Source organism: Levilactobacillus muriae (genome assembly GCF_045862015.1).
Lineage (GTDB): Bacteria > Bacillota > Bacilli > Lactobacillales > Lactobacillaceae > Levilactobacillus > Levilactobacillus muriae.
Genome location: NZ_BAAFRU010000004.1, coordinates 78,934 through 104,386, shown reverse-complemented (window position 1 = coordinate 104,386; position 25,453 = coordinate 78,934). Strand labels below are relative to the sequence as shown.

Here is a 25,453-nt window from a genome sequence, read left to right as displayed (position 1 = left end):
AAAATCGGGAAGACAAGATTTGAACTTGCGACCCCCACGTCCCGAACGTGGTGCTCTACCAAGCTGAGCTACTTCCCGAGAAAGGCTCACTGACCCACTAATCTTGTCAGTCAAATCGGGAAGACAGGATTCGAACCTGCGACCCCCTGGTCCCAAACCAGGTGCTCTACCAAGCTGAGCTACTTCCCGAAAATTGCCTACAATTACTTATAAGCAACAAAAATGCACCCAGTAGGAGTCGAACCTACAACCTTCTGATTCGTAGTCAGACACTCTATCCAATTGCGCTATGGGTGCATAATTATTATTCAATTAAATGCCGAGGACCGGGATCGAACCGGTACGGTCATCACTGACCGCAGGATTTTAAGTCCTGTGCGTCTGCCAATTCCGCCACCCCGGCAAAAGGGCAAAAGCGGAAGACGGGATTCGAACCCGCGACCCCCACCATGGCAAGGTGATGTTCTACCACTGAACTACTTCCGCAAATTGGCTATTATATTAATGGTGCCATGCCGACTAGAGGATTCGAACCTCCGACCTCCTCATTACTAGTGAGATGCTCTGCCAACTGAGCTAAGTCGGCAAAATATTTTTTAAAATATTTTGCAATATTCGGTTAATGCAGGTGAAGGGACTCGAACCCCCACGTCATAAGACACTAGAACCTAAATCTAGCGCGTCTGCCAGTTCCGCCACACCTGCAACGTTGGCGAACTAACGCCTAGGAACTTGTGTTCCTGATGGAGGATACAGGGCTCGAACCTGTGACCCTCTGCTTGTAAGGCAGACGCTCTCCCAACTGAGCTAATCCTCCATAAACTTCCGAAGCAAGAACTGTTTCTCACTCGAAACAACTATTATAATTTACCATGTTCAGCGAAGCTTGTCAACAACCTTTTTGAAATATTTTGAATAAATATTCGTTAGCTGAATAACTAGCCGCTCAACAACAAGTAATATTTTAGCGTACCTGAGAAGAAAAAGCCAGTCTTTTTTGCATTTTATTGCAAAAAATTCAAAACGCTTATTTCTGAAAGTCGCAGTCAATTCGGCTCCCTGTGCCTTCAACACAGCGGCTATGAATTAACCAACAGAAACTATTTTATACGAACTCCCTACCCTACGTCAATAAGAAATTGCAAAAATACGTAAAATAATTATTCATTTTATAACCAGGTCATGGTTCTATCGTTAGATAACCCTAGCTCACAGCATTTTCTGACCATCTTTCGGACTAACTAAAAGGACACCTATATGGCAAACTTCACCATTAGGTGCCCCCACACAGCACCCGCAGGCACTGACTACTTATTCATATTGGCGTATTTAACTTGCATGCCGTGCCACAATCACCAGGCCCTAACGATCTTAAAACCTTATTTCGTGATCCGTGTCACGCCACCCATATAAGGCACCAAGACGTCCGGAACCGTAATCGAACCATCAGCGTTTTGGTAGTTTTCCATAATCGCAGCAACTGCCCGACCAACGGCCAAGCCAGAACCATTCAAAGCGTGGACATATTGAAGCTTGCCGTTGTCGTCACGATATTGGATGTGTGCCCGCCGTGCTTGGAAATCCGTCGTGTTGGAGCAGCTGGAGATTTCCCGGTACGTGTTTTGCTCTGGGAACCAGACTTCCAAATCATGAGTCATAGCGGCCGTAAAGCTCATGTCGCTCGTCGTCAGGGTAATCACATGGTAAGCCAAGCCCAGTTGCTGTAAGAGGCTCTCAGCGTGCTTCGTCAAGGCTTCCAGTTCATCCCATGAGTTTTCTGGCTTACAGAACTTCACCATTTCAACCTTGTTAAATTGGTGAAGACGAATCAGCCCACGGGTATCACGGCCGGCACTCCCAGCTTCAGAACGAAAGGCTGGGGTCAAGGCGGTGAACCAAACTGGCAGATCCTCTTCAGGAATCACTTCGTCACGGTAGTAGTTGACTAAGGGCACTTCGGCCGTTGGAATCAGGGTCATATCTTCGTCCCGCAATTGGTAGACGTCTGCCTTAAACTTAGGGAATTGCCCGGTCCCGTACATGGAATCATCGTTCACGATGTAAGGGGGTAAGACTTCCTTAAAGCCAGCCTTGGTGTTCTCATCGAGGAAGAAGTTGTAAACGGCTCGTTCCAGACGTGCACCTAATCCCAAGTAATAGAGGTAACGACTTCCAGAAACCTTGGCTCCCGCTTCAAAGTCCAGGATACCCAAGTCTTCACCCAATTCGTAGTGGGCCTTTGGCTTGAAATCCAAGTTAGGCTTTTCGCCCCACTTACGAATCTCCACACTACCATCTTCCGTCAAGCCAACTGGCACGTTGTCGTTAGGAATATTTGGTAAGTGAGCAGCTGCATCGTGGACTTGAGCCTTCAACGTATCAAGGTCGGCATCGATCTTCTTGATATCCGCACTAACCTGACGCATTTCGGTAATCTTGTCATTGGCGTCTTCTTTGTTCCGTTTGAGTTGTGAAATCTCATCGGACACCGTGTTCCGTTGTGCCTTCATGGTTTCACTCTTGACAATCAATTCTCGACGTTGCGCATCTAATCCCAGTAGATCATCGATATCAGCGGGATCAACGCCCCGGGTTGCTAACTTTTCTTTAATAAAGTCGGGTTCTTGGCGAATCAATTTTAAATCTAACATCTGCTTACTCCCTTCAGTTTTCCGGATGATACAAAAAAGGCCTCCGTCACATGGGACGAAGACCTTCGCGGTACCACCCAAGTTCATGACTGTAATCTTCAGTCATACCCTTGAACATGATAACGGTCTGCACCGTGCGGCATTACCCGCCCACTTTAGTTAGTGCTGGAATGTTCGACGTTGCGGTTTGCAGCTTTCCCCGCTTCTCTGGCCGTCTACTGGATAGGCACCTCGTGTTTTTGATTACGCTAATCATACCGCATTTCGACCGCAATGACAATCGGGAAATTCTCCTTTGCCACCACCCATGAATCGTCCCAACGCATCCCCGCGAACCGCTCCAATACATCCCGCCTAAATTTGACGATCGGTAAGCCGGTGATCTTAGGCAAAGTCGCCGATAGCCTAGTGCTTCGCAGAAACTGTACTGGGTGTGAACGTATACCACGGTTGTCCACCTTAAGTTGCGAAAAAAAGAGCACCAACCGAAGTCAGTGCTCTCAACCATTTACCATGGTTTACTCAAATTAAGCCTAAAGTGCAGCAATCTTTTCGTCGATCAGGTGAAGCACTTCTTGACGAGCTGCTGGGTCTTCAACGAAGTCCAGCTTGTCACCGTCAATTTGCATCTTCGGCGACTTGTCATAATTGTTGTACCAGTTCACGTAGCGTTGGTCGAGTTCCTTATAGTATTCGAACAGGCTAGGGTCGTGATCAATTTGTTCGTAAGAACGACCACGCTTCTTGATCCGTTCCAACATCGTTTCAAAGGAAATGTTGATGTGAATCAATAAGTCGGGGTTCTTCTTGTGTACAGCGTCTGGCAATTCTTGCATCATGTTGGCCAGTAAGGAATCGTAAATGTCGACTTCCGTGCTAGTTGCGCGACCAAGGTCAGCGTTCAAGTGAAAGAGTAAAGAATCTTCGAAGATCGAACGATCCAGAACACTTTCATCGTCAGCGTTGGCAGCCTTGATGCTGTCCATTCGTTTGTTTAAAAAGTAGATTTGCAATAAGAAAGCATACTTTTGCGGGTTCTGGTAAAACAGTGGCAGAATCTTATTATCGTCCACCGATTCATAAAAAGCTGGTTTTTGTAAGTGTTCGGCTAATAAGTTCGTTAGACTCGTCTTGCCGGCCCCAATTGTTCCTGATAGTACAAGCATGCTATCTCTCCTTTGATTTACGCGCATACCGGAAATCGTTTTCATCCGGATTAAATTTCAACACTACATATTGTACCAACCCTATCGTCAAAAGACAATATATCGTGGAAAATTACTTTTGAGCGATTCAAGCGTTCTGTCCCCTCGTCAGACACAAAACGGCGACTGGTCGGGATTCACTCGAACCAATCGTCGTCAAAAGTTTTTTATTTAAGTGAAAATTGCCACACAATTTCAGATTAATCGTTTGAAGCTTCACGCGCCGCAGCGTCTTCCTTTAACGTCCCATCACGATGGACTGGGGAGACATCGACATCCTTCAGTGGAATCAACTTGGTATGCTTCTTGAGCTTGTAGCCAAAGTAAAGAACTAAGACCAGTGGCACACTCATGTAAGTAACCAGAACTTGTTCCCAGTTACCCGTGAAGAAGGATTGTGGATCTTGACCCACAATAACGGCGATACATAATACCAAGGCCAGAATTGGGCCTAATGGGAACCACTTTGCATGGTACTTCAGTTCAGACAGCTTGTGACCTTGTAAGGTGAAAGCCCGACGGAACCGTAAATGAGATAACGCAATCCCAAACCAAGCGATGAATCCGGTCAACCCACTAGCGGCAACTAACCACATGTAGATTTGAGGACCCGCAATACTACTGATGAAGGTCAAAGCAGCGATGACGGTCGTCGCAATCAGAGCGGGGTAAGGAATCCCATTCTTCCCGGTCTTTTCGAACAACTTAGGTGCGTAGCCTTCCTTGGAAAGGGAGAACAACATCCGCGTTGACGCATACATCCCGGAGTTAGCGGCAGAAATAACAGCCGTTAAGATAACCGCGTTCATCACACTGGCAGCGGCAGCCAAACCGGCACGTCGGAAGACTAACGTAAACGGACTGATCGCAATGTCACTTGCGGAAGAACCTAACAGATCATGACTCGTGTATGGTAAGACAGCGGCAATCACAAAGATAGCTAAAATATAGAATAAAATAATCCGCCAGAACACTGAGTTAATCGCCTTAGGGACACTGTGTGAAGGGTCTTCAGATTCACCGGCCGTGATACCCACTAATTCAGTACCTTGGAAGGAGAACCCGGCAACCACGAACACACTCAGAATGGCTGGGAAACCGCCAACGAATGGTGCCTTCTTGTAAGTAAAGTTTTCCAAACCGGTTGCGTGACCACCCATGATACCCACGATAGTCATTAACCCAACGGCCAAGAAGATAAAGATCGTGACAACCTTGATCAGAGACATCCAGAACTCCGTTTCACCAAAAGCCTGGACGGAGAATGCGTTGATCGTCACAACAAGGAATAACGCAATGGCACTCCAAATCCACCCCGGAACGCCGGGTAACCAGAACTTCATGACCAAAGCAGCGGTAGAAATATCAACGGCAACCGTAATGGCCCAGTTGAACCAGTAGTTCCAGCCCATCGCAAACCCTAAAGCTGGATCAACGTACTTGGCAGAATAAGCGGCGAACGATCCAGAAATCGGCATGTTCGTGGCCATTTCACCTAAACTCGTCATCAGGAAGTAAACCATCAGGCCCATGGCAACATAGGCAACCAATGCACCACCAGGCCCGGCAGTTGAGATGGCCGATCCACTTGCAACGAATAATCCTGTCCCGATACAGCCACCTAACGCGATCATTGAAACGTGTCGCGTCTTGAGTCCCCGCTTAACTTGATCAGAAGCCTCGCTGGTTGTTGCGTTTGTCATGCTTTGTTCCATAATGTTTCCTCCTTCTTAATTTAGAAGGACTTCCTCGAAACGACCCAGTGAACGAAAAAATCTCCTTCGCAATAAAAGCCCGCGAAAGAGATTGGAAAGTTCATAATTCCAAGTCAATATCGTTGAAAGCGCCCCGCAGCCTAATATTTGACTGCGACAGTCCCTGATCTATTAAACCAGAACCCAACCCTCACGCTAGGTAGTCACGTGAGAATTTCGGCAATCGCCCCTTTGGCTTCCCCTCATCGGTGATACCCACCTGAGGGAAGCGACTCATGTTGATTGCGCCTCTTCTATTCGATACATTGAAGTATACTCATGAATTTTGAAAATTGCAAGATTAAATTTAGATTAGTATCAATTATTTGGAGAATCATTCAGGTTTAGACGAAACAAAGCTTGCCGTTGCAACGTTTGTCCACCACCGGTCACGCCCATCAATTGGTCACCGATTGTTTGGAAACATAATTTTTCTAATAATTGGCAGGATCGATCGTTACTTACCAGACAGTTTGCCCAGACTGATTTAACCGGCGATTCCGCACGGTTCAGATCCTTAAAACACGCTGTTAAGGCCTCAGTCATGAGCCCCCTGCCCCAGTAATCTGGTGACAAGAAGTATCCCAACTCTAAGCTCGTCTCATCAGGGAGACCGTTATCCGCGAACCACTCATAAAAGATAACCGTGCCAATGAGCTGATTGGTCTGATGCAGAATAATTGCGTAGGACCGCGCACTGTTCCGATCTGCGCGATACCACCGACGAACTTGTTGGTCATCTGGCTGCGGTGAAAGTCCCACGGGCTGCGCAATCACGGGATTGGTCACCAGTCGTTTGTAGGCCGGATAATCACTGTCCGTCAGCGGTCGCAAGTCCAGCCGTTGTGTCTTTAAAATTGCTGTCAATCGCACAACTCCCTTTCATTAATTTTTGCCGAAATGCGTTACAATATACTTAGTCTTCACCTTAGCTTGTGGCAAGACCGTTGGCCGTACCACAGATGCCAACTAGCCGCGACCGATTAACAACATCCCACCGCCAAGCTCGAGGTTAAGATGCTTTGGCATTCAGCCAACATCATATGGCCGACAATTATTTTAACCGGAAATAGTCAGGATGTCGTCAACGGTCGTAGAAGCCATTCTTTGACTGAAAGTGTTCGCCACAACAGGCGGAATCTAAGCTGGCACAATCGACGGTCATAGCTATATATCATAACAGCCATCGACCTTTTAGCTTTTATCTTAACATGATTCATTAATTCAAGGAGGATTTGCAATGAAGATTATTACCCAGTCGCTTGCCCCTGACACCGCGGCTTATTTACAGGGCTACCTACGTGAAGGTGGCAATGCGGCCTACCCAGCCATGATCATTGTTCCTGGTGGCTCTTACACCCACATCCCCGAACAACAGGCGGAGGACTTGGCACTAGCCTGGTCCGCCCGTGGCTTCCAAGCCTTCTTCCTACGCTACAGCTTCACGGGCGAAAAGAATCCTTTGCTGCCCGCACCGATCGTTGAGCTTGCTCAAAGTGTCGCCACGATTCGTCAACACGCTGTCGACTGGCGCGTTGATGCCAATCGCATCAATGTCGCTGGTTTCTCCGTGGGTGGCCACATTGTTGCCCTCTTCAACGACCTCTGGCACGATACCAAGATCAATGCCCTCGCTGGAATCCAGCCAGAGCAAGCCAAGCCTAACGCCGTGATTCTCGGGTATCCCGTCATCTCTCCCAAATTGGGCTTTCCGACTGATGACCAAGTGCTGGCAAGCTGGAGCGACAATGTTGACAGTATTGCCGCCGATGAGCTAGTCAATGACCGGAATGCACCCACCTTCATCTGGGCTACGGCCGCTGATCCGCTAGTCCCCGTTCAGAATACCTTGAGTTACGCACAGGCTTCCCTGGCTCATCATGTGGATACAGATCTGCACATCTTCCACCACGGCCCTCATGGCTTAGCTCTTGCTAATCACGTCACAGCTTGGAAGGCAGGAACCGATCTCCCCCATGTCGCACACTGGATGGATCTAGCCAACGAATGGTTGAACGACTTAAATTAGAATTCAAATGAAAAGACAGTTACGGAAATGTCAGGTGGCATTTCCGTAACTGTCTTTTTTGTTTGCGATCCGGACCTTATCCGCAACGCTTCTTTCATACCCTTAAATTTCGGATTTCTTGAGTAGCGGCCAATTTTTCATCATCGGCGCAAACCGAATATAGAGGCCCTCTGCCAATTGTAACCACAGGTAAGCCAGCAGGATTGACCCAATGGTATCTGTTGGGAAATGGGCGTTTAAGTAAACCCGTGAGATCATGACTAACGCCATCCAAATAATCAGGATGATTCGGAGCAACCATGCCTTCCAGGCGTGCGCAATCATCGGCAGGAGCACAACCCAAATCATCGCAATGATCAGGAATGTGCCAAAGACGTGTCCACTAGGAAAACTAAAGCCGTTGTCGATGGCCAAATGTGTCGATGGCCGGGGACGCGCAATGATCTTCTTCACCAAAGCGGCGATCACATCCCCACCAGCTAAGGTTGCTAAACACCAGAGCGCTGGAATCTTGAACTTGAAGCCCCACAGTAAGAATGCGAGGATTAGGACCCATATAATAGCTAATTTCGGTTCTGCTAGGCTAGTCACTCCCCTGTACAGCAACGTCTTCCATCCTGGCTGGTTCTTCTGGATCACGTCAATAATTGACGAATCCAAGAAGTCCACGAAGGCGTTCTGGGCTTTCACAAAGTAAGCCACCACCAGGAAAAGTACCGTGGTCAACGTAAACTTCCACGGCCGATCCCGATCTCGATTAAATAACATCATGATTAAAATTCCTTTCGTCATACCCGATTCTGGGAAACCCCTAGCAATGAGTATACCACCCCACCGCTAGATTTCTAGAGGTGCCTTAAGATTATCAGATTTCCTTAAGGTTATCGCCGATGCCGCCAGACACGTTGCTGGACCCGGTTGACCAGTTCCGACAGCAAAAAACCAAAGGCAATGGCCCCGGAAATCATGACGACCTGAATCAGGAAAACAAACGCCGTGGAATTTTCCCCCAACGCAAAGTACTTAATCATCTGGTAGGCCTGACCACCGGGCACCAATGGGACCAATGCTGGGATGTTGAAGAGAATCATCGGCATCTTCTTGATACGAGCAGCCTGCAGCGAGGCCACGCCAATGACGACTGCTCCCATCATATTACCAACGACGTAGCCGCCACCCCAGATCACGATAAATTTATATACAAAATAGCCCAATACCCCAATCCAGCCCGCAAAATTCAACGCGCGACGGGGAATGTTTAGTAGGATACCAAAGCCGATGGTCGCGACGTAATTACCGGCGACCTCAATCAAAAATTCAGTCAAAGACATCTGGTACCCTCCCTAAAGAAATTGTAAGACCATGGCAATGCCAAAGCCAATTGCAGCTGCACTGACCAAAGCCTCCACACCCCGAGCTGGACCACTGACTAAGTTACCTGCCAGAATGTCCCGCACGGAGTTAGTGATTGGTACTCCCGGCACCAGCGGCATAACGCTCCCAATGATAATGTCATCCACGCTATTCCCCAGTCCTAAGTGGACTGACCAGATAGCCAGCACGCCAATCGTGGCTGCTGCCGCAAATTCCGACAGAAATCGAATCTGAATGAATTTATTAAGTAGATAGAAAACCAGCCACCCTAGTGCGCCCACCACACAGGTAATCCAGAAATCGGGAAGATTATGCCGGAAAACGACTTCCAACGGACCACTGACCATAGCAGCCGATAGCAGCTGGAGCCAGAACGGAAAGTACTTTGTCGACTTGTCCAAGCGGTCCAATCGATTAGAAAACTCCTGTAGGGTAATCTTATGCGCCGCAAACTGTCGTGACAGATCGTTGACCACGGAGATCTTCTCCAAGTCAAACGTTCGCCGCTTGACTGGCTCGATTTGCGCGCCGACCTCTCCATTGATCGCCATCAAGATCCCCGTGATCATCACGAAAAGTTGACTGGTTTTGGCGCCCGCATTGTGCGCGATACGGTCCATGGTATCCTCGACGCGCTCAACTTCCGATCCATTTTCAATCATGATGCGACCAGCGGTTAATGCTGTATGTAAAATTAATTGATCCCGTTTATTCTGGCTACTCATCTCTGTCCCTCCCGCTGGTTTTCACTTATTATACGACAGTCGCTACGGGTCTGACACCACTAACTTACCGGATAACGAAAATACTTTAGAATTTGACTGATTGCTCACACCACAGGCACCTGTGCTTACCACGACTTCTATCGTGAAGAGGACCGGCAACACCTAAAAAAGAACAACCAGCAGATGCTGATTGTTCCGGTCAATTATAATTTATTTAATTCCAGAAACGTTTTGTCATCGCACTGCAGATCAACCAATGACAACAGTGCCTAAGTTACTTAATGAAAACATAGTGGGACGCCTTGTAACTCACGATCAATTCGGCATCATCCGTTAAGTTCTGAACGGTCACGGGACCCTCGAAAGGATCGTGCTTGACAATCCGCAGTTGGTCACCAATATCCAGCTTTAAATCACCCAGATATGTCAACAGGTCCCGGTTATCGATGAACCGATCCACCGTCACAACCGAGCCATCCTTAGCATCGTTTAAGACCATGTGACTATCTTCATGGTAGTGGCCAAACCGATCCGGAATAACCCCACCGTGGGGACAATGCGTGGGGTGGCCCAGCATATCGTCCAATGAATTGACTAATTTCGGACTCGTCACGTGTTCCAGCACTTCGGCCTCCGCATGAACGTCGGGCAGATCATAGTCCAATTTTTCCACGAGAAAGACTTCCCAGATTCGGTGCTTACGAACCAAATCCTCGGCCAATCGAATACCACGGTTAGTCAGGGAAATCCCCGCGTAGGGCGTGTGTTCAGCCAAGCCCTCTGCCGTCATCTTATTGACCATTTCAGTCACGGATCCGGCAGCAATATTCAAGCTGATAGCAATTTGTTTGTTGGAAACCTTCTTTTGCTTGCCACCCAGCTCAAAAATAATTTTTAAATAATCCTCCTTCATCGGAGTCATCACTGTTCACCTCATCATAGATTATGTTCCTAACACGACAACATGATTAGAGACGTGCTTACTCATGCCGCCAATCATTTTGATCGTAAAACAAGGCCTCATGCTCTCCCCGATGGCACTCCGCCTGAATCGTCACATGATTCACATTATACTTCCGACACAGCAAGGTTTCAATCTGCCGATAAATCGGCTCGATCTCCGCCAGTGGAAGATCATCCATATTAACATGCACGGAAAAAACGATATTGTTCTCGTCGATCTGCCATGCATGCAGGTGATGGACCCCCTCAACTTCCGGCAACTGCTCAATATCTTCCGCAATTGCTTCATAATTGAGGCTTGGTGAAGCTTCCATCAGAATACCCAAGGTTTGCTTCACGATTGGCCAAGACTCAATGGCAATATAAATGCCTACCAAAATCGTAATGACCGGATCGACCCAGTTTACGTGCCACACGGTAATCATCACGGCCCCGACAATCACACCAACCGAAGCCAATGCATCGCTCAGTAAATGTAAATAAGTCGCTCGAACGTTTAAATTGTGTTTAGCCCCCCGATTCAAAAGAACCGTGGACAAGAGATTCGCCACAAAACTGACGACCGCAACCAAGAGCATCACTGTCCCCTGCACGTGCTCAGGATGGAAGAGTCGCTGAACTGCCTCGACTGCCAGAATGACACAGACGACCACCAACACTAGGGCGTTCAACAATGCCGCCAAAATTTCAGCACGCCGATACCCATACGTGTTGGTACGTGTCTGTTGTCGACCCCCGATCTTATGAGCCGCGTAGCTTAACACGATGGAAAGCGCGTCGCCAAAGTTGTGAAAAGCATCCGAGAGCAACGAAAGACTGCCTGATAACAGACCACCTACGAACTCAAAGATCGTAATCACAACATTTAACACGGTTACCAGAAAGAACCGGCCACCCGACAAACTACTCTTCTCCAACGTACACCGCCCCCATAAGCAACTACTCCCTATTATCGCAGAGTTTAGGGAGAATGAAAAGGTAGTTTTCGGCAAACCTGACTTTGACACAAAAATAGGATCGATCCCCAGTGAAAGCGGAACCAATCCTACTATTATATACAATTTATATTTAGCGAAACCACCGGTCACAAAGTTACTTCGTTGTCACGGTGTGTAGCACGTGTTCTGGCTTAACGTTAGCCGTGACCCGTTCATAAGCAAAATCCTTTGTCCCAGGCATATCAACGGCCGCGAGATCAATCGTTCCGGTCTCGGTGAATCCATTCTTTTTGATAACATGTTGCATTGCCATATTTTGAGGGTGCGTATCAATGCGGATACTTTCGATGTCCGCAGCTTGGTCAATCTGTTCAAAGAGCCGGTTGAACAATTCGCCAGCAAGCCCCCGCCCATGATGGTGGCTGGATACTGCTACACGATGAATCGCCAAGTAAGGCGCCTGTTTGGTCAGCCACTGACCCTCAATCTGTTTGTACGTCGGGTCCTCTCCCGGAATAATTGCGGCAGTCCCCAAAATTTCGTTGTTCTCTTCCAGCACGACCGTCCACCCTTGGTGAATGTCGTCAACTAAGACTGAAGTGCTGGGGTAGGCCCCCTGCCATTGGTCAATTTCTTGGGCCGCCAATAATTCACGACCATCACGAATGATTGATTCAATTTGTGGTAAGTCCACCATAGTAGCTTGTCGTAACAGCATGTATAACACCATCCTTCATGTTTTTGGTTTAAAGCGATTTTGTTATATTAACACGCTGACGACGAAATACAACCGTCTTGACCAACTTTTTTCTTCTGTGCAAAATGGCACAAATGAAAACGCCCGTCTGATGCCTTTCATGGGAAAAATCAAGTTTCATTTTCCTTTCATTTTCTCACAGATTTCTCACGATTAAGCTCACCTATTGTGGTCGTGATTGCTGTCTAGCGACTGAAGCGTCTGCCAACCTAACGAACAGCTTTTAAATTACCTATTACGAGGCCCCTGACGATGGTGACACGCTGCCGCCATCGTCAGGGGTCCTACTGTGACTAAAGAAAAATGGCCGCAAAAAAAGCGGCTGGTCAAGAACTTTCTAAACTTGACCGACCGCCAACGGAAGCCGTTCCGGGCGAGCGAAAAATCAAAATCAGTTTCAATTTTCCAAAAAACACGTCGTTTAGGTTTCACGATTGCTTACGTCAACTTAGGTTAACGTAGTCCATGCGCGAGATAAACGCGCTATTACTCATGGTTATTAGCCTGGTTTCACAACACGTCAACAACATGATTGACCACCAATCCAGCCAGAAGATCGATTGGTATCGAAAGTTTTTTTCTGCCCGGGACATGAAGAATCTCCCGTGTCTTCAGGTTACCATTGTTACAGGCGATTAACAATGAAATCGCCCTATTTAACCGCTGGAATCAGCTTAAAGTGCCACTGACCATCAACACGGTCCGCAATCAGCTCCTGAGTCGGGTCCGGTTCGAACTCGCCTAGGTTGATCTGCATGTCCCCATCATCCTTCATACTAATATGAGAGAACCGCCCATTCACAAAGGATCTGAGCGCGTCAAACAGATCCTTACGCCGCTGTGCCTGCTTCACCGCAGCGACCAGCGTGAGGCCTTGATCCTGAAGTGTCTTGATCTGTTCGACCTGCATCAGCGTCTTATAACTAAACTTACGATTTTTCCGGTCCCCAACCTCTTGGCTGCGAATATAGCCCTTGCGCTCCCAATAGCGGAGCTGACTCTGCGAGACGCCAGTTGCTTCGGCAACATCCCCAATTCCCAGCACGATATGTTCCATCGGAAATCTTTTAATTAAATTTGTTTCGTCTTCATCCATAGAAGGGTTCCTCACTTTCACCAAAAATTTCAATTTTTATAAATGCCCGTCTAACCGTAATGAAAGCGGTCATCAATTTTGTTAGGTAATTTAAAAAGCTTGTTCACTTTTCTCCAATCAGTATATATATTTTAAAAAGGTTGTCAAGCTAGTTGACAAATTAGTTCATTCTGCGTATAGTGATTTCAGAATTAATTTTAGGAAAAAGAGGGAATTATTTTGGGAAATGCAGCATCGCTTGATACAAACGGCAAACCCTACAACCGGAACCTCCTGGTTGTGCTCCTGTTAGTTGGGACGTTTTGTACCGTTTTAAACCAAACCATCTTAAGTACGGCCTTTCCAACCTTAATGAAGGCCTTCGATGTCTCCACGTCGACTGTCCAATGGTTGACCACGGGATTTCTGTTAGTCAACGGGATCATGATCCCAATCAGTGCTTGGTTGCTGAACACAATCAGCTCCAAGGTTTTGTACATCAGTGCCATGACAACTTTCTTAGTCGGAACCATCACCTGTTGGGCCGCCGTTAACTTTCCAATGTTATTGGCCGGTCGGCTGATTCAAGCCGTTGGTGTGGGTGTCTCCATGCCATTACTGCAGACCATGATGCTCACCATCTTCCCCGCTAACAAGCGTGGGACGGCCATGGGTCTTGCCGGGATCGTTATTGGTCTGGCACCAGCCATTGGCCCAACCCTTTCTGGGTGGGTTATCGACAACTTGAACTGGCGTGATCTCTTTGGGATGATCATTCCTATCGTTGCCCTTGTCATCTTAGCCAGCTTCTGGCTCATGCGTAGCGTGCTAGAAACGCACAAGGAACCGTTGGACGTGCTGTCCGCAGTTCTTTCTACTATTGGTTTCGGAAGTATGCTATACGGCTTCTCCTCTGTTGGTAATGATGGTTGGGGGAGTGTCAAAGTTCTCTCAACTCTGATCATCGGATTCATCTTTGTTGGACTGTTCGTCTGGCGTCAGCTCGTCATGGACGATCCCTTCTTGAACTTCCGCGTTTACCAATCCAAGCAATTCACAGTTTCTGCCATCTTAAGCTCCGTGGTCAACATGGCCATGATTGGTGTGGAAATGGTCATTCCCCTCTACCTTCAAATGGTTAAAGGGATGTCCGCCTTCCATTCCGGATTGACGCTGTTAGCAGGGGCCCTCATGATGGGGGTTATGAGTCCGATCACTGGGCGGGCATTTGACCGCTTTGGTGCTAAGCGTTTAGCTACAATGGGGATGTTCCTCCTCACGGTTGGGACCTTACCCTTTGTCTGGATCACCAAGGATACCTCAACGCTTTACATTGTCATCCTCTACGCCATCCGGATGTTCGGGATTGCTATGGTTATGATGCCAGCAACCACTGCCGGGATGAACGCCTTACCAATGAATATGCTGTCTCACGGGACTGCCGTCAACAACACGCAACGGCAGGTTGCCAGTTCTGTCGGAACGGCCATCATGGTCAGTGTCTTGACCAACGTTACCAAGAACAGTATGCCCGCTAAGCACGTCTTAACGACGGACCCTCTGAGCTACGCCTCACGTGCCATCAGTGCCACTTTGAACGGGTATCACGCTGCCTTCTGGATTGCCATCGGCTTCAGTGTTATCGCACTGTTTGTGGCATTCCTGTTGAAGGGTTCCCATTCCGTTCACATGGCGGATGAAGATTCTATTAAAGGAGGTGCCGCAAAGTGATTGTCATTACATTAGTGCTCTGTGCGGTTCTCGCTTTCGTCTTTTACGTCTACATGACCAACCGGGTCCTCGCAAATACGTTGACCGTTCTCGCTATCGTTGGGATGCTGACCAGCCTCTTCTTCATGGTGAAGAATGATCATGACCACTACGGCCTGCACAACGTCACCACAACATCAACACAAAAGATCTACTCGGCTTCACCTTCTAAGCAACTCCCAATGATGATCTACCAATCTATCGGGACTGCGGACAAGCACCAGGTCTACGTTTACAAGACCAGTGCCACCGCTAAGAAGACCAGTCACACCAAAGCTAAAGTCACGACGAAGAACGTGGTTAAACGGACGACGGGTGCCAATCGCATCGTCACCAAGAAGGTTTATCGCGAGTTCAAGAGTGATATGTATAGCTTCTGGTTCGGCCTCTCCGGTAACGGTCACAAGTACGTGAAGGAAACCAACACCATTTACGTCAATAAAAACTGGACAGTCCTGAGTGCAACTCAAGCTAAGAAGTTACAAAAATTAGCCAGCTCAAAGACTTTCCAAGCCAAACAAAAGACGGCGGCTACGGCCTACGTCAAGCAACAAGTCATGGCAGCGATGACCAAGAATCCATCGATGTCAGCAGCAGAACAGAAGAAGGTTACCACGCAAGCCACGGCCACTTACCAAGCCAAGGCCATGCAACAGCTGATCAAACAAGTTAAGGCTGAGTAATCGGTAACGTCTAAGGACGACCATCCCCCGTCACGGGAATGGTCGTCCTTTTTTTGATATTCAGACTACTCCTACTCTGGTTACTGGAAATCCTATCTGCCATGAAAGCCATCTGCCAACTGAAGATTGAAAGTCTAAATACACCTAGAAAGGCCAGCTAATAGAGATTTAATCCACAAAATTAGTCGAAAATTGCCAAAATTGCCACCTGCGGCTGCCAGAGATTCCGGCTGCTGTGGGGACCGCCTGCGGCCTGAGAAACGGTCCTTCGGCTCGGTTTGAAGCCCGACATAACCCGTCAGTCTCCAAACGCGTCCCACGCTGTAAGCTGGTTCCCAGCTAACACCGTCGTCACAGCTACCTCCATCTCTGGCCGCCTCCGGTTATGATTTGTTCTTTAACCTGACATTGCCGTGACAATCGCTGGACTGGCAGACCGCTTCTCAGGCTGACGGCGTCCTACCCACCGCGTTCTAGCCTAAATTTGGCGAACGGTAAGCCGGCTGGTTTCGACGACGCTGCCTCATTTTAGTCTCACTATCGTTGTTGCAACAGTCATAATAGGTATTTTAGATCTTTCAACACCCTTCAGCTGCCAACAAAAAAACGCCTGCGGCTAACCCGCACGGCGTTTTTTGGAACTACATTTACACTATCGTTACTGAACTTGCATGAGTCGAGATTGACCCTTCCGGCATCGTGGTAACAACCCGGATAAGTCATCTAAAGACGTCCCGTTATCCTGAAAACACTGAATCATGTCAATCCAGTAGAGATCCGAATCATCGAATTCCGTCGCAGAGTGATCTGCCCCTAGCAAACCATGCTTAACGTATTCATCGATCCGACCAGCATCAACATTAGCCGCCTTTGCCAGTTCAGTTAAGTTCATCTTCATCATCTTTACCCCGCTTTCTTCGTTATCAATGTGAGTATCATACAACCGCCATCAGCAAAAAGCAACCCTTTTACGCGAAGTATTTTTCACAGAAATTTTACATTTTAATTGCAGAATGGGCTAGGCCAAACAAGTCGTCTATAAACCGCGTCTTATCAGCCTCTCGTTCATTTTCGTTGGGATGAATTTGAGTTAATTTTTAGGTTCCAATAACTTTTACGGTATCCCCCATTTCACTGCTTTAGTGTAATACCTTTTCCACCTTGAAATACCAGAACACATCTGCTCTCCACAAATTAACACAAATAGTTTAGATTTCCGGTTTACCTTCAAGGACGATAGCGATAAACTGGACTTTAACTTGATTAATTTTCAATGAGAGGAAGTCTGTCTATGGGTCCTTCACTAACCTTCAAGACCGGCGTCCGCGATGTGTTACCGACTGTTTTTGGCTACATTGGGGTTGGATTAGCATTTGGTATCGTCGCGCACACCAGTCACCTGAGTCTATTGGTCGTGGCCGGAATGTCCTTTATCGTTTACGCCGGTTCCGCACAATTTATCATCACCAGCATGTTACTGCTGCACGATCCCCTATCTGCTATCTTCATCTCGACCTTTCTGGTCAATTCACGAATGATTCTGATGAGTACCAGTCTGGCTCAATATTTCCGGCACGAGTCCTTGTTCAAAAATCTCTTGATTGGGACGCTTGTGACTGATGAGACCTTCGCGTTGGCAATGAACAAACAGAATAAAACCAGTGGCAAGCTGAGTTTTGCCTGGCAATCCGCGGCTAACTTGGTGGCCTATCTGGTCTGGGGGGTAGCGACCATCGTTGGGGCACTGCTCGGGGGCATGATTGCCGACCCAACCCGCTTTGGTTTCGACTTCGCTCTGACGGCCATGTTCATTGGATTGGTCTATCTCCAATTGATCAGTGACCGGCGTTTGGGCTTGTCCCTACAACTCATGGTCATGATCTTTGTTGCCATTATTTATTACTTTATGATTGGCCTCATGAGTCAGAACTTTGCCCTGCTCGTTGCAACAGTGGCCGGCTGCCTCTTTGGAATGGAGATGAAGAAATGTCGATGAGCTTAACCGAACTGTGGGTGATTCTCGGATGCGGCGCCATTACCGTAGCCTCACGGGTGCTGCCCTTTGCCTTCGTGAAACAGGTCAATATGCCGGCTTGGTTAATCGACTTTCTCACGTTTGTTCCCATTACAATCATGACGGCCCTGTGTTGCCAGAGCCTGTTTATTGCCAATCCTGGCCATCTTGCCACGCTTAATGTCGCAAATTGTCTGGCTGCCATCCCAGCCACGATTGCCGGAGTATTGACCAAGAGTCTGCTAATGGTTGTCATCGTGGGCATCATGGCCATGGCGGTACTTCGCTACTTTTCAATTGGAAGCTAATTGTTTTAAGATCACTTGGAATTGATAAAGCACCGCTGACGCAAAGGTTGTCAGCGGTGCTTTTATTTTATCAATTAGTGATTAGACGTCCTTTGGCAGAATCAGGTTCAACACAATACCTAATACCGCCGCCACAGCCAACCCGGAAAATTCGTATTGCCCGAGCTTCAGGTAGGCGTTCCCAATCCCTATAACCAAGATTGACGAGGCAATCATCAGGTTACGCCGCTTATTGAAGTCAACGTGCTTTTCAATCAGGATTCGCATCCCACTGGAAGCGATCACCCCGAACAGCAGGAAACTGATTCCCCCGATAACCGGATTGGGAATACTTTCAATCAGAGCACTCAACTTGCCAACGAAACTGAAGATAACTGCAAACGTCGCTGCACCAATCAGGACGTAGACACTGTGGACCCGTGTAATAGCCAGCACACCCACGTTTTCACCGTAAGAGGTCACTGGTGGACCTCCGACCAGACTGGCCACGATTGAAGCCAAACCATCCCCGGCTAACGTATGATGAAGCCCGGGATCTTCGAAGAAATTCCGATGGGTCAGCTCGTTTAACACCGTGATGTGACCGATATGTTCGGTCATCGTCACGAATGCGATGGGGGCCAGGCTCAACACGGCCCCCCAGTAGAAGTGCAGCGGATAACTCACGCCAGGAAATTCAAACTTGGGAAGCTGAAACCAAGCTGCTTCCAGCACCGGTTTGAAGTCGACCAGCCCCGCAACGGCACCAACCAGGTAACCAACCACGATCCCCAGTAAGATTGGAATCAGCGCGAGAAAACCCTTTAAGTACAAGTTGAATGCCACCGTCAGCAGTAACGTGATCATCGCCACCAGGAAGAATTGCCAGTGGTAGGTACCATTACTGTCCACGGTCGCCTTCTGAGCGGCACTACCAGCTAATGACAACCCAATGACCATGATCATCGGACCAACCACGATGGGCGGCAGAACCTTATTGATCCAATCAGATCCAGCTAACGCGACAACCACCGCCACAATCAGATAGACCAGTCCCACGGCCATTGTCCCCTGCGCAATCCCCGGATACCCGGTGGTCTTCATCAGTGCCACCATGGGCACGATGAACGAAAAACTCGACCCCATGTAAGCCGGAATCTTTCCGCGCGTAATCAGGATGTACATCAAGGTTCCTACCCCAGAACTAAAGAGCGCGATCCCGGGGTTAAGCCCAACTAAAATCGGTACTAAGACGGTGGACCCAAACATAGAGAATAAATGCTGAAGCGATAACCCAAACCACTGTCCCAGACTCGGTCGTTCCCAAATATCAATCAACGCATCCGGATTACGATAACGCGATGGTTCTTTCATGCCACATGACCTCCAGTTCAAAATTGGTTTAAAAAAAAGCGTGCCCGTCCCGTGAGGAAGCGTGCTCGCCCAGTTTACCCAGCTATCGCCGGAAGTCGAACCCTTCACCGCCTCACGGGACGATGTTAAAGGAACTAAATTTTTACTAGTATACGGTTCATGACGGACCTTTGTCAAGACAAATTGTACTCAGGGGGTCAGGGACTGAATCATCAAAATGTTTAGTCGTTTACCATTCGCCAGTCACCTTGGTCGGCCTTGGAAATGTCATTCAAAAACTTTAAAACCCGCTTTGCCCGGTTAGGTTGTTGGTCGTTCAGCAGGTTTAAACCGGCCCCCGTCACCATGGGTTGACTCAATCGAAAATCGCCGTCAGCCGTCTCACCGGTCGCGAACGCCATCACGGTCTCACCGGATTCGATCTGCGTCGTCAGGAAGAACATGGTAAAGTCATCGTCTTCCTGCATGTAAGCTGGCATTGCCCAGATATCGGGCGCAATCTCCTGCATTTCACCAGTCTCGGTACCATCAAGAAACTTAAATTCCTTGTGGTTGGCCTGTGTGACTGGCTCGTTGAGGACCAGCATCATTTGGGCAAATTCATCGTCACCCATGTGGATAGTATCTTTCATGTGATTATTCCTCCTAGATTTCATTGCTACGTTAAAAATGTGCTACCAGTAACCCGTATTATACCAACATTTACGGCTAATTAAAATTTCATTTCTGCCGACATGTGGCTTTCAAAAGAGAGGCCAGAACAATCATCCCGGCCTCTCACGTCAAATTCAAATTAATTTACAACTTAGGCACACTACCCAAGCTCTAATTGCATGTGATAATAGTGGTGATCGCCAATCATCTGTTTACCGGAAACCGCATACCCCATCCGCTTGTAAAGGCGCATGGCTGCTGGATTCTCCAGGTCCACGTTCAGACCGATTATGGCTTGACTATCCCGTCGCGCGTAGTGGGGCAACGCTCGCAGTAACTGGTGGCCAATGCCCTTCCCTTGATGGTCAGGCGATACGGCCAGTGAATCCAAATACCACTCACCCTTAGCCGTTTCAGACTGGGTCTCAAACGGAACGTTAAATGCCGCATTCTTGGCAGTGATTTGCGTAAAGATATCGTCTACAGCTTCTTCTTGTTCTCCGGGATAACCAAAGGCCATCCCAACGACTTCACCCTCGGCCTCAGCCACCACTGTAGTTGCCGGCCCAGACAAGTATGTCTCGGTCCGGTACGCCGCTGTAATAGCCTTCAGTAAATCGGGTTCAGGAACATCTTCCAAATCTGACAGTTCCATCTCATCGTAGATCAAGTTCATCAACGGCGCTATCTGAGGAGCGTCCGCTGGTTGCGCCTCGCGAATTATCACAAAAAATCCTCCATTTCTAGTTCTTTCACTAGCCTAACGGAGGATATTGGGTTTGTCAAAGATTTTGCCAAACCGAGCGGAGACGTTCCGCCCATTTATGTAGCTGTCATGATGCTTGGATGGCAGCATAATTGGACCACAGGCACACCGAAATCGGCGTCACTAGGACCTTCACAAGTGATCTTAATTCTCACTAATTAATCGTCTAACACTACTTGCTTTACGATCTGCGGCCCGCTTGCCAAATATTAACCCAACGGCAAATAAGGCACTAGCTGTTATCCATGTTTTCATGGGGAGACTCCCTTCGTTTTGCCGAATCTGAACTTCCGGCGTCGTGCGCCCGTAGTTCGGCTAGTTCTTGGCGGATTTCGCCTAAAATTTCAAGTTGGAAACGTGCGATCTCCATCGTATGGGGGACCTGATTCTGTGCGAGGTGATCGACCTTGGCGTGAAGCAGACGCAACTCGTGCTCCGACTTCAAGTTCACGTGATAGTCATTTTCAGCCATCATTCGATCACGATCGGCGGAGCGGTTCTGGCTCATCATGATGATGGGTGCCTGAATCGCCGCCACGCAACTTAACACTAAATTTAACAGAATGAAGGGGTAGTTGTCAAAGTTGATGCCAAATAGATGCAAACCATTGACGATCATCCAGCTAATTAAAACGAACATGAAAACTAAGATAAACCCCCAGGAACCGCCGAAGCGAGCGACGTCATCGGACACCTTCTGCCCGAAAGTCAGGCTCTCCGACAAACTATCATTCACATCGATAATATCGTAGTCATCGCTCTGCAAGGCCTTCGTCAGTTTCTGATTGATCTTCTTGGTCTGCTTCATGTCGGCATTAATCAGGGCATCCACGTGCTCCAGACGGTACTTTAACAGGTGATGACCACAGATATAGTCAGTCGGCTTACTTTGCGGGTAATCGCGCTTAATTCGATTCCTCAGCCCAGCGTCTAATTCCGCCAACTGCAGACTGCCTTCCAGAGACACGGGTTCATCGTCGACCAAACAGTGAAGTTGTTCAGTTGCCATTTGCGTCACTCCTTAGTTGCTTAACGAGCTGCTGCCAATCCGCAGGGACCTCGCTGATAAACGACCGGTCTTCTTGAGTAAAGGGATCGGCAAAACTCAGGGTATGCGCATGCAGGGTCTGCCGCGTCATTCCCCCCATTTCAGGTCCATCATAGAGGTGGTCACCGATCAGGGGATGGTCTAAGTAGGCAAAGTGTGCGCGAATCTGATGCGTCCGCCCTGTATGCAGCTTGACTTCGACGACCGTAGCCTGGGCAAAACGTTCCTTGACCCAGTACTCTGTTTGGGCCGGCTTACCAGCTGGGGAGACCATCTGGTTATAGCCAGTCGGATCACTCGCTAGTGGCGCGTCAATTATTCCGTGGTCCTGTGACAACCGCCCACTGACGATTGCCAGATAACGCTTATCCACCTGATGTTGTGCCTGCAACTGACTCGCCAAGCTATTTGCCAAACGGTGCCGTGCAACCCAGACCACCCCACTCGTGAAGCGATCCAGTCGCGTTAAAATATGGGGCACCCGATTCTCCGCCTGTGTCTGTGCCCAGTGGCCCTTGATTCGATTGACCAGGGTATCCGTTCGATTGGCAGGACCGGGCACCACGTTAAGACCAGCTGGCTTATCGACCACCAACCAGTCTCGATTTTCAAATAAAACGGTGATTGGTACCGTGCTAGTCGCCACTGCGGGGTCATCCCCCTCGGCGGGCAACGTCACTGCCACCACATCCCCCACCTGCAGGGCCACTGCGGGGGTAACGACCACATCATTAACCTGAATCGTACCATTCTCCTTCAAGTCACTAAAAACCCGATGACTAACGCCCTGCTGGTTCAAGAACCGCTTTAGACTCGTCACCGGTGTTGTTACCTGCCACGTTAATTCCATGCCATAAATCCCCTTCTACTCAATCGCGAGGTCGACCATCCAATCGAGGTCGTCGTTGCGGTTATTCAGCCATTCCGGGTGAGTGGCTAAGTCTTCATTGATTTGAGTGATGCGTCCAGCAAACGGGAAGTGTAGCGTTAATTCTTCGCTGGCCCCGCTGACGATAAGGAATGGCGTTCCTAAATGAACGCGTCCCTGTGTAACCTGCCACGTAATCTTCTGAACGGGTCCTAAGAGTTCTCGTCCATCGTTGGCGAATCCAATGCGGACGATGCCTTGCTCCATTGGCGTCAACCACAAAGCGTTGGCACTGACTTCTGGATTATCAATCATTCTCGTCACCCCTTATGTGCTGTTAGTTCTGATTACAAATTGACACTGCTTAATAGCTTACAGGATTACCCGACTGCGGTAGGCGGGATAAAATTCTTCCAATCACGGTATATTTTAACATAGGCGGAGAATCGACGGGAATTATTTCATCCTTTTCTGGCATAAGTCTGGTGAAGCCGTTATAATGAAATCAGTTAAAGGGGGAGAATATTATGATATTGTCGCACAATGTCTTAACGGGGACGCTAATTCTATTAGCGGGAATTGCGCTGCTGGTCTTTATCATCTTTAAGTTATTTCCACAAACAAACCACAAGGCTGATGCTGACACCAAGGCCTTGCTAGTAATCTTTACGGTTATTAGCATTGGCTTACTAGGTATGGGCAGTTGGGTCTGCTTCAGTTAGAATTTAGACACGGTTTTTAAAAAGTCACAAGTACTCGCGCGCGAAAACGCAGGTACTTGTGACTTTTTTAATTACTTAATTACTATAGTAATAGGAAGTGTGAGCGACTAACAGCCCAAATTCATCATGGCTTATTCCATGTAATCCTCTGAAGCAGCCATTGTTTCAGTTTCCTTAGCGTGCGTCCCCTGTTGTTCGATTTCTTCCAGCGTCCGTCCTCTAGTTTCAGGAACACAGAACCGGACGAAGACGACACCCAGTAGGCAGATCACGCCAAAGATGGCAAAGACTGCTTCCTGGGACATCGCAGCCGTCATGACTGGGAACAATAGGCCCACAGCGAACGACCCGATCCAGTTAAAGGATGAGGCTAAGCCGGAAGCCCGGCCACGAACCGCCAATGGGAAGACTTCACCGATAAGAACCCAGGTCAGTGGTGCCCACGTGAAGGCATAGAAGGCCACATAAATGGACAGGAAGACCACAATCAACATCGGGTTACTATTGAGGTGTGTCACGTTCAGGAAGGCTGGCAGCAGGAAGGACAGCCCCATCACGGCACCACCTAAGGTCAACAGTGCCCGCCGGTTAAACTTATCGGCGATCCACAAGAAGACTAAGGATCCGACAACCAAAATGATACCTTGAATAATTGGCCACATCAAAGCATTGCTAGCAGCACTCCCGGTGGCTTGTTGCACGATCAGTGGAATGTAGTAGAAGATGGCATTGGCACCCTGGAACTGCTGAAATGCAGCGACACCGACCCCAGCAATCACCAGGTAACGGTACTTACCAGAGAATAAAGTCGCCCAAGAGGTCGTCTTAGCGGCAGCACTTTCAGTTTTAGCGGTACTTTGAATCGTGGTGATCTCGTCTTCAATTTCATTAGCTGGACGAATGTAGCTCAAGACCGTCCGTGCAGCGTCTAATTGCCCATTCTTAATCAAGAAACGTGGTGATTCTGGTAACCGGAGAACCCCAGCGAATAGGATAATTGCGGGAATCGCGGCGGAACCAAGCATTAGACGCCAAGCGAAGGCTTCTGGCAGACCCTTCAAAAGAAAATCAACGATATAAGAAATCAACATACCAGACACAATCATGGTCTGGTTGATTCCAGTCAGCCGGCCTCGTAACCGTGCCGGAGACATTTCGGACATGTAAGCCGGCACCAAAGCTGAAGCGGCCCCTACAGCCAGTCCGAGAAAGATACGAACCCCAATTAAGTAGTATTCGCCGAGGTTAGGGACCATGGCGGACATCAGGGAGCCCAGTGCGAAGATCAAGGCTGAGAGCAGGATCATCTTCCGTCGACCGAGTTTATCCGACAGTTGACCGGATAGTGCACCACCAAAGATTGCTCCAAACATAACAGCCGAGGTGATCCAGCCGATTAAGGTCGCATTCGACAGGCTCCAATCCGTCTGAAGGAAGGGTAACGCCCCCGTCATGACGCCGATATCATACCCGAATAAGATGCCCCCAAAGGAGCCGAAAAAATAGATGTAACCGCTTGAAATTTTCTTGTTGCCTTTCATTATTAAAAATACCTCCCAATGTCTCTGCGTGTTCTCTCTGTGCCAAATCGGGCTAAGGATGAATTGGTCCGATAAATCATAGTTATCGTTTCAACGTCAGAAAAACCAGTACTTACCAGAAGATAGGTAAAACGTTTTCACAAACGCAACACAAGTATTTTAAAACAGTTATACGGATAAATCAACATAATTTTGCCTTATGCGGATGATTTTTCAAAGCGCTTTCTTTCGCAAATCCCGGTATGAAAGCAACTG

The 25,453-nt window shown here is 48.3% G+C and carries 27 protein-coding genes, 8 tRNA genes and 1 riboswitch; of the genes, 7 read left to right on the top strand and 28 right to left on the bottom strand.

What is annotated here, in order from left to right:
• Nucleotides 1–4 precede the first annotated feature (4 nt).
• From ACKTSF_RS03715 to ACKTSF_RS03655, 13 genes are all read right to left on the bottom strand, one after another.
• Nucleotides 5–78: transfer RNA gene (locus ACKTSF_RS03715), tRNA-Pro, on the bottom strand.
• A gap of 37 nt (nucleotides 79–115) precedes the next feature.
• Nucleotides 116–189: transfer RNA gene (locus ACKTSF_RS03710), tRNA-Pro, on the bottom strand.
• A 34-nt stretch (nucleotides 190–223) separates the two neighbouring features.
• Nucleotides 224–297 (bottom strand) — tRNA-Arg (locus ACKTSF_RS03705).
• 20 nt (nucleotides 298–317) lie between these two features.
• Nucleotides 318–403: transfer RNA gene (locus ACKTSF_RS03700), tRNA-Leu, on the bottom strand.
• Nucleotides 404–414: 11 nt separating this feature from the next.
• Nucleotides 415–486 (bottom strand) — tRNA-Gly (locus tag ACKTSF_RS03695).
• Between the two features lie 27 nt (nucleotides 487–513).
• Nucleotides 514–586, bottom strand: a tRNA-Thr gene (locus tag ACKTSF_RS03690).
• A gap of 37 nt (nucleotides 587–623) precedes the next feature.
• Nucleotides 624–705, bottom strand: a tRNA-Leu gene (locus tag ACKTSF_RS03685).
• A 39-nt stretch (nucleotides 706–744) separates the two neighbouring features.
• Nucleotides 745–817, bottom strand: a tRNA-Val gene (locus ACKTSF_RS03680).
• Nucleotides 818–1,379: 562 nt separating this feature from the next.
• A complete protein-coding gene (gene serS, locus ACKTSF_RS03675) occupies nucleotides 1,380–2,651 on the bottom strand; it encodes a serine--tRNA ligase (RefSeq protein WP_407886764.1) in 1,272 nt (423 codons plus the stop codon).
• Nucleotides 2,652–2,899: 248 nt separating this feature from the next.
• Nucleotides 2,900–3,043, bottom strand: a complete 144-nt coding sequence (locus ACKTSF_RS03670; protein ID WP_407886762.1) for a hypothetical protein — start codon at nucleotides 3,041–3,043, stop codon at nucleotides 2,900–2,902.
• A 141-nt stretch (nucleotides 3,044–3,184) separates the two neighbouring features.
• Nucleotides 3,185–3,817, bottom strand: coding sequence for a deoxynucleoside kinase (locus ACKTSF_RS03665; protein WP_407886760.1), 633 nt, complete (start codon nucleotides 3,815–3,817; stop codon nucleotides 3,185–3,187).
• A gap of 239 nt (nucleotides 3,818–4,056) precedes the next feature.
• Nucleotides 4,057–5,571, bottom strand: a complete 1,515-nt coding sequence (locus tag ACKTSF_RS03660; RefSeq protein WP_407886758.1) for an amino acid permease — start codon at nucleotides 5,569–5,571, stop codon at nucleotides 4,057–4,059.
• 118 nt (nucleotides 5,572–5,689) lie between these two features.
• A riboswitch (Lysine riboswitch) is annotated at nucleotides 5,690–5,872 on the bottom strand.
• Between the two features lie 56 nt (nucleotides 5,873–5,928).
• Nucleotides 5,929–6,477, bottom strand: a complete 549-nt coding sequence (locus ACKTSF_RS03655) for a GNAT family N-acetyltransferase (protein ID WP_407886756.1) — start codon at nucleotides 6,475–6,477, stop codon at nucleotides 5,929–5,931.
• Nucleotides 6,478–6,850: 373 nt separating this feature from the next.
• On the opposite strand from ACKTSF_RS03655, the gene ACKTSF_RS03650 reads away from it, so the two are divergent.
• Nucleotides 6,851–7,639 carry a lp_1002 family arylesterase gene (locus ACKTSF_RS03650; protein ID WP_407886754.1) on the top strand — a complete coding sequence of 263 codons (789 nt, stop codon included), beginning with the start codon at nucleotides 6,851–6,853 and terminating at the stop codon, nucleotides 7,637–7,639.
• Nucleotides 7,640–7,741: 102 nt separating this feature from the next.
• On the opposite strand, the gene ACKTSF_RS03645 is transcribed toward ACKTSF_RS03650, so the two are convergent.
• The 6 genes from ACKTSF_RS03645 to ACKTSF_RS03620 all read right to left on the bottom strand — a co-directional run bounded on the left by ACKTSF_RS03645 (nucleotide 7,742) and on the right by ACKTSF_RS03620 (nucleotide 12,357).
• Nucleotides 7,742–8,431 (bottom strand): phosphatase PAP2 family protein, encoded by a 690-nt coding sequence (locus tag ACKTSF_RS03645; RefSeq protein ID WP_407886752.1) that lies wholly within the window; start codon nucleotides 8,429–8,431, stop codon nucleotides 7,742–7,744.
• 89 nt (nucleotides 8,432–8,520) lie between these two features.
• Nucleotides 8,521–8,970, bottom strand: a complete 450-nt coding sequence (locus tag ACKTSF_RS03640) for a threonine/serine exporter family protein (protein WP_020089845.1) — start codon at nucleotides 8,968–8,970, stop codon at nucleotides 8,521–8,523.
• A gap of 12 nt (nucleotides 8,971–8,982) precedes the next feature.
• Complete coding sequence (locus ACKTSF_RS03635) at nucleotides 8,983–9,738, bottom strand: threonine/serine exporter family protein (RefSeq protein ID WP_407886749.1); 756 nt, start codon at nucleotides 9,736–9,738, stop codon at nucleotides 8,983–8,985.
• A gap of 274 nt (nucleotides 9,739–10,012) precedes the next feature.
• The gene (locus ACKTSF_RS03630) at nucleotides 10,013–10,660 is read right to left on the bottom strand and encodes a metal-dependent transcriptional regulator (protein WP_407886748.1); all 648 of its coding nucleotides are present in this window, start codon (nucleotides 10,658–10,660) and stop codon (nucleotides 10,013–10,015) included.
• Nucleotides 10,661–10,718: 58 nt separating this feature from the next.
• Nucleotides 10,719–11,618 carry a cation diffusion facilitator family transporter gene (locus tag ACKTSF_RS03625; RefSeq protein WP_407886746.1) on the bottom strand — a complete coding sequence of 300 codons (900 nt, stop codon included), beginning with the start codon at nucleotides 11,616–11,618 and terminating at the stop codon, nucleotides 10,719–10,721.
• Between the two features lie 175 nt (nucleotides 11,619–11,793).
• The gene (locus ACKTSF_RS03620; protein WP_407886744.1) at nucleotides 11,794–12,357 is read right to left on the bottom strand and encodes a GNAT family N-acetyltransferase; all 564 of its coding nucleotides are present in this window, start codon (nucleotides 12,355–12,357) and stop codon (nucleotides 11,794–11,796) included.
• A 328-nt stretch (nucleotides 12,358–12,685) separates the two neighbouring features.
• Between ACKTSF_RS03620 and ACKTSF_RS03615 the strand changes: the two genes are divergently transcribed.
• Complete coding sequence (locus tag ACKTSF_RS03615) at nucleotides 12,686–12,853, top strand: hypothetical protein (RefSeq protein WP_407886742.1); 168 nt, start codon at nucleotides 12,686–12,688, stop codon at nucleotides 12,851–12,853.
• Nucleotides 12,854–13,048: 195 nt separating this feature from the next.
• On the opposite strand, the gene ACKTSF_RS03610 is transcribed toward ACKTSF_RS03615, so the two are convergent.
• The gene (locus ACKTSF_RS03610) at nucleotides 13,049–13,492 is read right to left on the bottom strand and encodes a MerR family transcriptional regulator (RefSeq protein ID WP_407886740.1); all 444 of its coding nucleotides are present in this window, start codon (nucleotides 13,490–13,492) and stop codon (nucleotides 13,049–13,051) included.
• Nucleotides 13,493–13,711: 219 nt separating this feature from the next.
• Here ACKTSF_RS03610 and ACKTSF_RS03605 point away from each other — a divergent pair, with 219 nt between their 5' ends.
• Nucleotides 13,712–15,202, top strand: a complete 1,491-nt coding sequence (locus ACKTSF_RS03605; protein ID WP_407886738.1) for an MDR family MFS transporter — start codon at nucleotides 13,712–13,714, stop codon at nucleotides 15,200–15,202.
• A complete protein-coding gene (locus tag ACKTSF_RS03600; RefSeq protein WP_407886736.1) occupies nucleotides 15,199–15,924 on the top strand; it encodes a DUF4811 domain-containing protein in 726 nt (241 codons plus the stop codon). The genes ACKTSF_RS03605 and ACKTSF_RS03600 overlap by 4 nt, the downstream gene beginning before the upstream one ends.
• Nucleotides 15,925–16,582: 658 nt before the next feature.
• On the opposite strand, the gene ACKTSF_RS03595 is transcribed toward ACKTSF_RS03600, so the two are convergent.
• Nucleotides 16,583–16,822, bottom strand: coding sequence for a MerR family transcriptional regulator (locus ACKTSF_RS03595; protein ID WP_407886734.1), 240 nt, complete (start codon nucleotides 16,820–16,822; stop codon nucleotides 16,583–16,585).
• Between the two features lie 393 nt (nucleotides 16,823–17,215).
• Between ACKTSF_RS03595 and ACKTSF_RS03590 the strand changes: the two genes are divergently transcribed.
• Complete coding sequence (locus ACKTSF_RS03590) at nucleotides 17,216–17,920, top strand: AzlC family ABC transporter permease (RefSeq protein WP_407886732.1); 705 nt, start codon at nucleotides 17,216–17,218, stop codon at nucleotides 17,918–17,920.
• Entirely contained in the window at nucleotides 17,911–18,246 is a 336-nt protein-coding gene (locus tag ACKTSF_RS03585) for an AzlD domain-containing protein (RefSeq protein ID WP_407886730.1), read from the top strand. The genes ACKTSF_RS03590 and ACKTSF_RS03585 overlap by 10 nt, the downstream gene beginning before the upstream one ends.
• 81 nt (nucleotides 18,247–18,327) lie before the next feature.
• Here the strand turns inward: ACKTSF_RS03585 and ACKTSF_RS03580 are convergent, their stop codons facing one another.
• The 6 genes from ACKTSF_RS03580 to ACKTSF_RS03555 form a co-directional block, all read right to left on the bottom strand.
• Nucleotides 18,328–19,599, bottom strand: a complete 1,272-nt coding sequence (locus ACKTSF_RS03580) for a uracil-xanthine permease family protein (RefSeq protein WP_407886728.1) — start codon at nucleotides 19,597–19,599, stop codon at nucleotides 18,328–18,330.
• Nucleotides 19,600–19,820: 221 nt separating this feature from the next.
• Nucleotides 19,821–20,231, bottom strand: coding sequence for a hypothetical protein (locus tag ACKTSF_RS03575; protein ID WP_407886726.1), 411 nt, complete (start codon nucleotides 20,229–20,231; stop codon nucleotides 19,821–19,823).
• 182 nt (nucleotides 20,232–20,413) lie between these two features.
• On the bottom strand, nucleotides 20,414–20,980 hold the full coding sequence (locus ACKTSF_RS03570) for a GNAT family N-acetyltransferase (protein ID WP_407886724.1): 567 nt from the start codon (nucleotides 20,978–20,980) through the stop codon (nucleotides 20,414–20,416).
• Between the two features lie 271 nt (nucleotides 20,981–21,251).
• A complete protein-coding gene (locus ACKTSF_RS03565) occupies nucleotides 21,252–22,028 on the bottom strand; it encodes a DUF1003 domain-containing protein (RefSeq protein ID WP_407886722.1) in 777 nt (258 codons plus the stop codon).
• On the bottom strand, nucleotides 22,018–22,917 hold the full coding sequence (locus tag ACKTSF_RS03560) for an RluA family pseudouridine synthase (RefSeq protein WP_407886720.1): 900 nt from the start codon (nucleotides 22,915–22,917) through the stop codon (nucleotides 22,018–22,020). Before ACKTSF_RS03560 ends, ACKTSF_RS03565 begins: the two co-directional genes overlap by 11 nt.
• Nucleotides 22,918–22,932: 15 nt before the next feature.
• On the bottom strand, nucleotides 22,933–23,250 hold the full coding sequence (locus ACKTSF_RS03555; RefSeq protein ID WP_407886718.1) for a biotin/lipoyl attachment domain-containing protein: 318 nt from the start codon (nucleotides 23,248–23,250) through the stop codon (nucleotides 22,933–22,935).
• Between the two features lie 212 nt (nucleotides 23,251–23,462).
• Between ACKTSF_RS03555 and ACKTSF_RS03550 the strand changes: the two genes are divergently transcribed.
• Nucleotides 23,463–23,657, top strand: a complete 195-nt coding sequence (locus ACKTSF_RS03550; protein ID WP_407886716.1) for a hypothetical protein — start codon at nucleotides 23,463–23,465, stop codon at nucleotides 23,655–23,657.
• A gap of 131 nt (nucleotides 23,658–23,788) precedes the next feature.
• Here ACKTSF_RS03550 and ACKTSF_RS03545 read toward each other — a convergent pair whose 3' ends face one another.
• Nucleotides 23,789–25,198, bottom strand: coding sequence for a sugar porter family MFS transporter (locus tag ACKTSF_RS03545; protein WP_407886714.1), 1,410 nt, complete (start codon nucleotides 25,196–25,198; stop codon nucleotides 23,789–23,791).
• Between the last annotated feature and the right edge of the window lie 255 nt (nucleotides 25,199–25,453).

Bases quoted from the DNA above. Each gene is read 5' to 3' on its own strand.
- ACKTSF_RS03650 (WP_407886754.1), top strand. From the start codon at position 6,851: ATGAAGATTATTACCCAGTCGCTTGCCCCTGACACCGCGGCTTATTTA.
- ACKTSF_RS03575 (WP_407886726.1), bottom strand. From the start codon at position 20,231: ATGAAAGATACTATCCACATGGGTGACGATGAATTTGCCCAAATGATG.
- ACKTSF_RS03610 (WP_407886740.1), bottom strand. From the start codon at position 13,492: ATGGATGAAGACGAAACAAATTTAATTAAAAGATTTCCGATGGAACAT.
- ACKTSF_RS03595 (WP_407886734.1), bottom strand. From the start codon at position 16,822: ATGAAGATGAACTTAACTGAACTGGCAAAGGCGGCTAATGTTGATGCT.
- ACKTSF_RS03545 (WP_407886714.1), bottom strand. From the start codon at position 25,198: ATGAAAGGCAACAAGAAAATTTCAAGCGGTTACATCTATTTTTTCGGC.
- ACKTSF_RS03660 (WP_407886758.1), bottom strand. From the start codon at position 5,571: ATGGAACAAAGCATGACAAACGCAACAACCAGCGAGGCTTCTGATCAA.
- ACKTSF_RS03665 (WP_407886760.1), bottom strand. From the start codon at position 3,817: ATGCTTGTACTATCAGGAACAATTGGGGCCGGCAAGACGAGTCTAACG.
- ACKTSF_RS03585 (WP_407886730.1), top strand. From the start codon at position 17,911: ATGTCGATGAGCTTAACCGAACTGTGGGTGATTCTCGGATGCGGCGCC.
- ACKTSF_RS03635 (WP_407886749.1), bottom strand. From the start codon at position 9,738: ATGAGTAGCCAGAATAAACGGGATCAATTAATTTTACATACAGCATTA.
- ACKTSF_RS03645 (WP_407886752.1), bottom strand. From the start codon at position 8,431: ATGACGAAAGGAATTTTAATCATGATGTTATTTAATCGAGATCGGGAT.
- ACKTSF_RS03630 (WP_407886748.1), bottom strand. From the start codon at position 10,660: ATGACTCCGATGAAGGAGGATTATTTAAAAATTATTTTTGAGCTGGGT.
- ACKTSF_RS03565 (WP_407886722.1), bottom strand. From the start codon at position 22,028: ATGGCAACTGAACAACTTCACTGTTTGGTCGACGATGAACCCGTGTCT.
- ACKTSF_RS03640 (WP_020089845.1), bottom strand. From the start codon at position 8,970: ATGTCTTTGACTGAATTTTTGATTGAGGTCGCCGGTAATTACGTCGCG.
- ACKTSF_RS03560 (WP_407886720.1), bottom strand. From the start codon at position 22,917: ATGGAATTAACGTGGCAGGTAACAACACCGGTGACGAGTCTAAAGCGG.
- ACKTSF_RS03550 (WP_407886716.1), top strand. From the start codon at position 23,463: ATGATATTGTCGCACAATGTCTTAACGGGGACGCTAATTCTATTAGCG.
- ACKTSF_RS03580 (WP_407886728.1), bottom strand. From the start codon at position 19,599: ATGAAAGAACCATCGCGTTATCGTAATCCGGATGCGTTGATTGATATT.
- serS (WP_407886764.1), bottom strand. From the start codon at position 2,651: ATGTTAGATTTAAAATTGATTCGCCAAGAACCCGACTTTATTAAAGAA.
- ACKTSF_RS03590 (WP_407886732.1), top strand. From the start codon at position 17,216: ATGGGTCCTTCACTAACCTTCAAGACCGGCGTCCGCGATGTGTTACCG.
- ACKTSF_RS03555 (WP_407886718.1), bottom strand. From the start codon at position 23,250: ATGATTGATAATCCAGAAGTCAGTGCCAACGCTTTGTGGTTGACGCCA.
- ACKTSF_RS03620 (WP_407886744.1), bottom strand. From the start codon at position 12,357: ATGCTGTTACGACAAGCTACTATGGTGGACTTACCACAAATTGAATCA.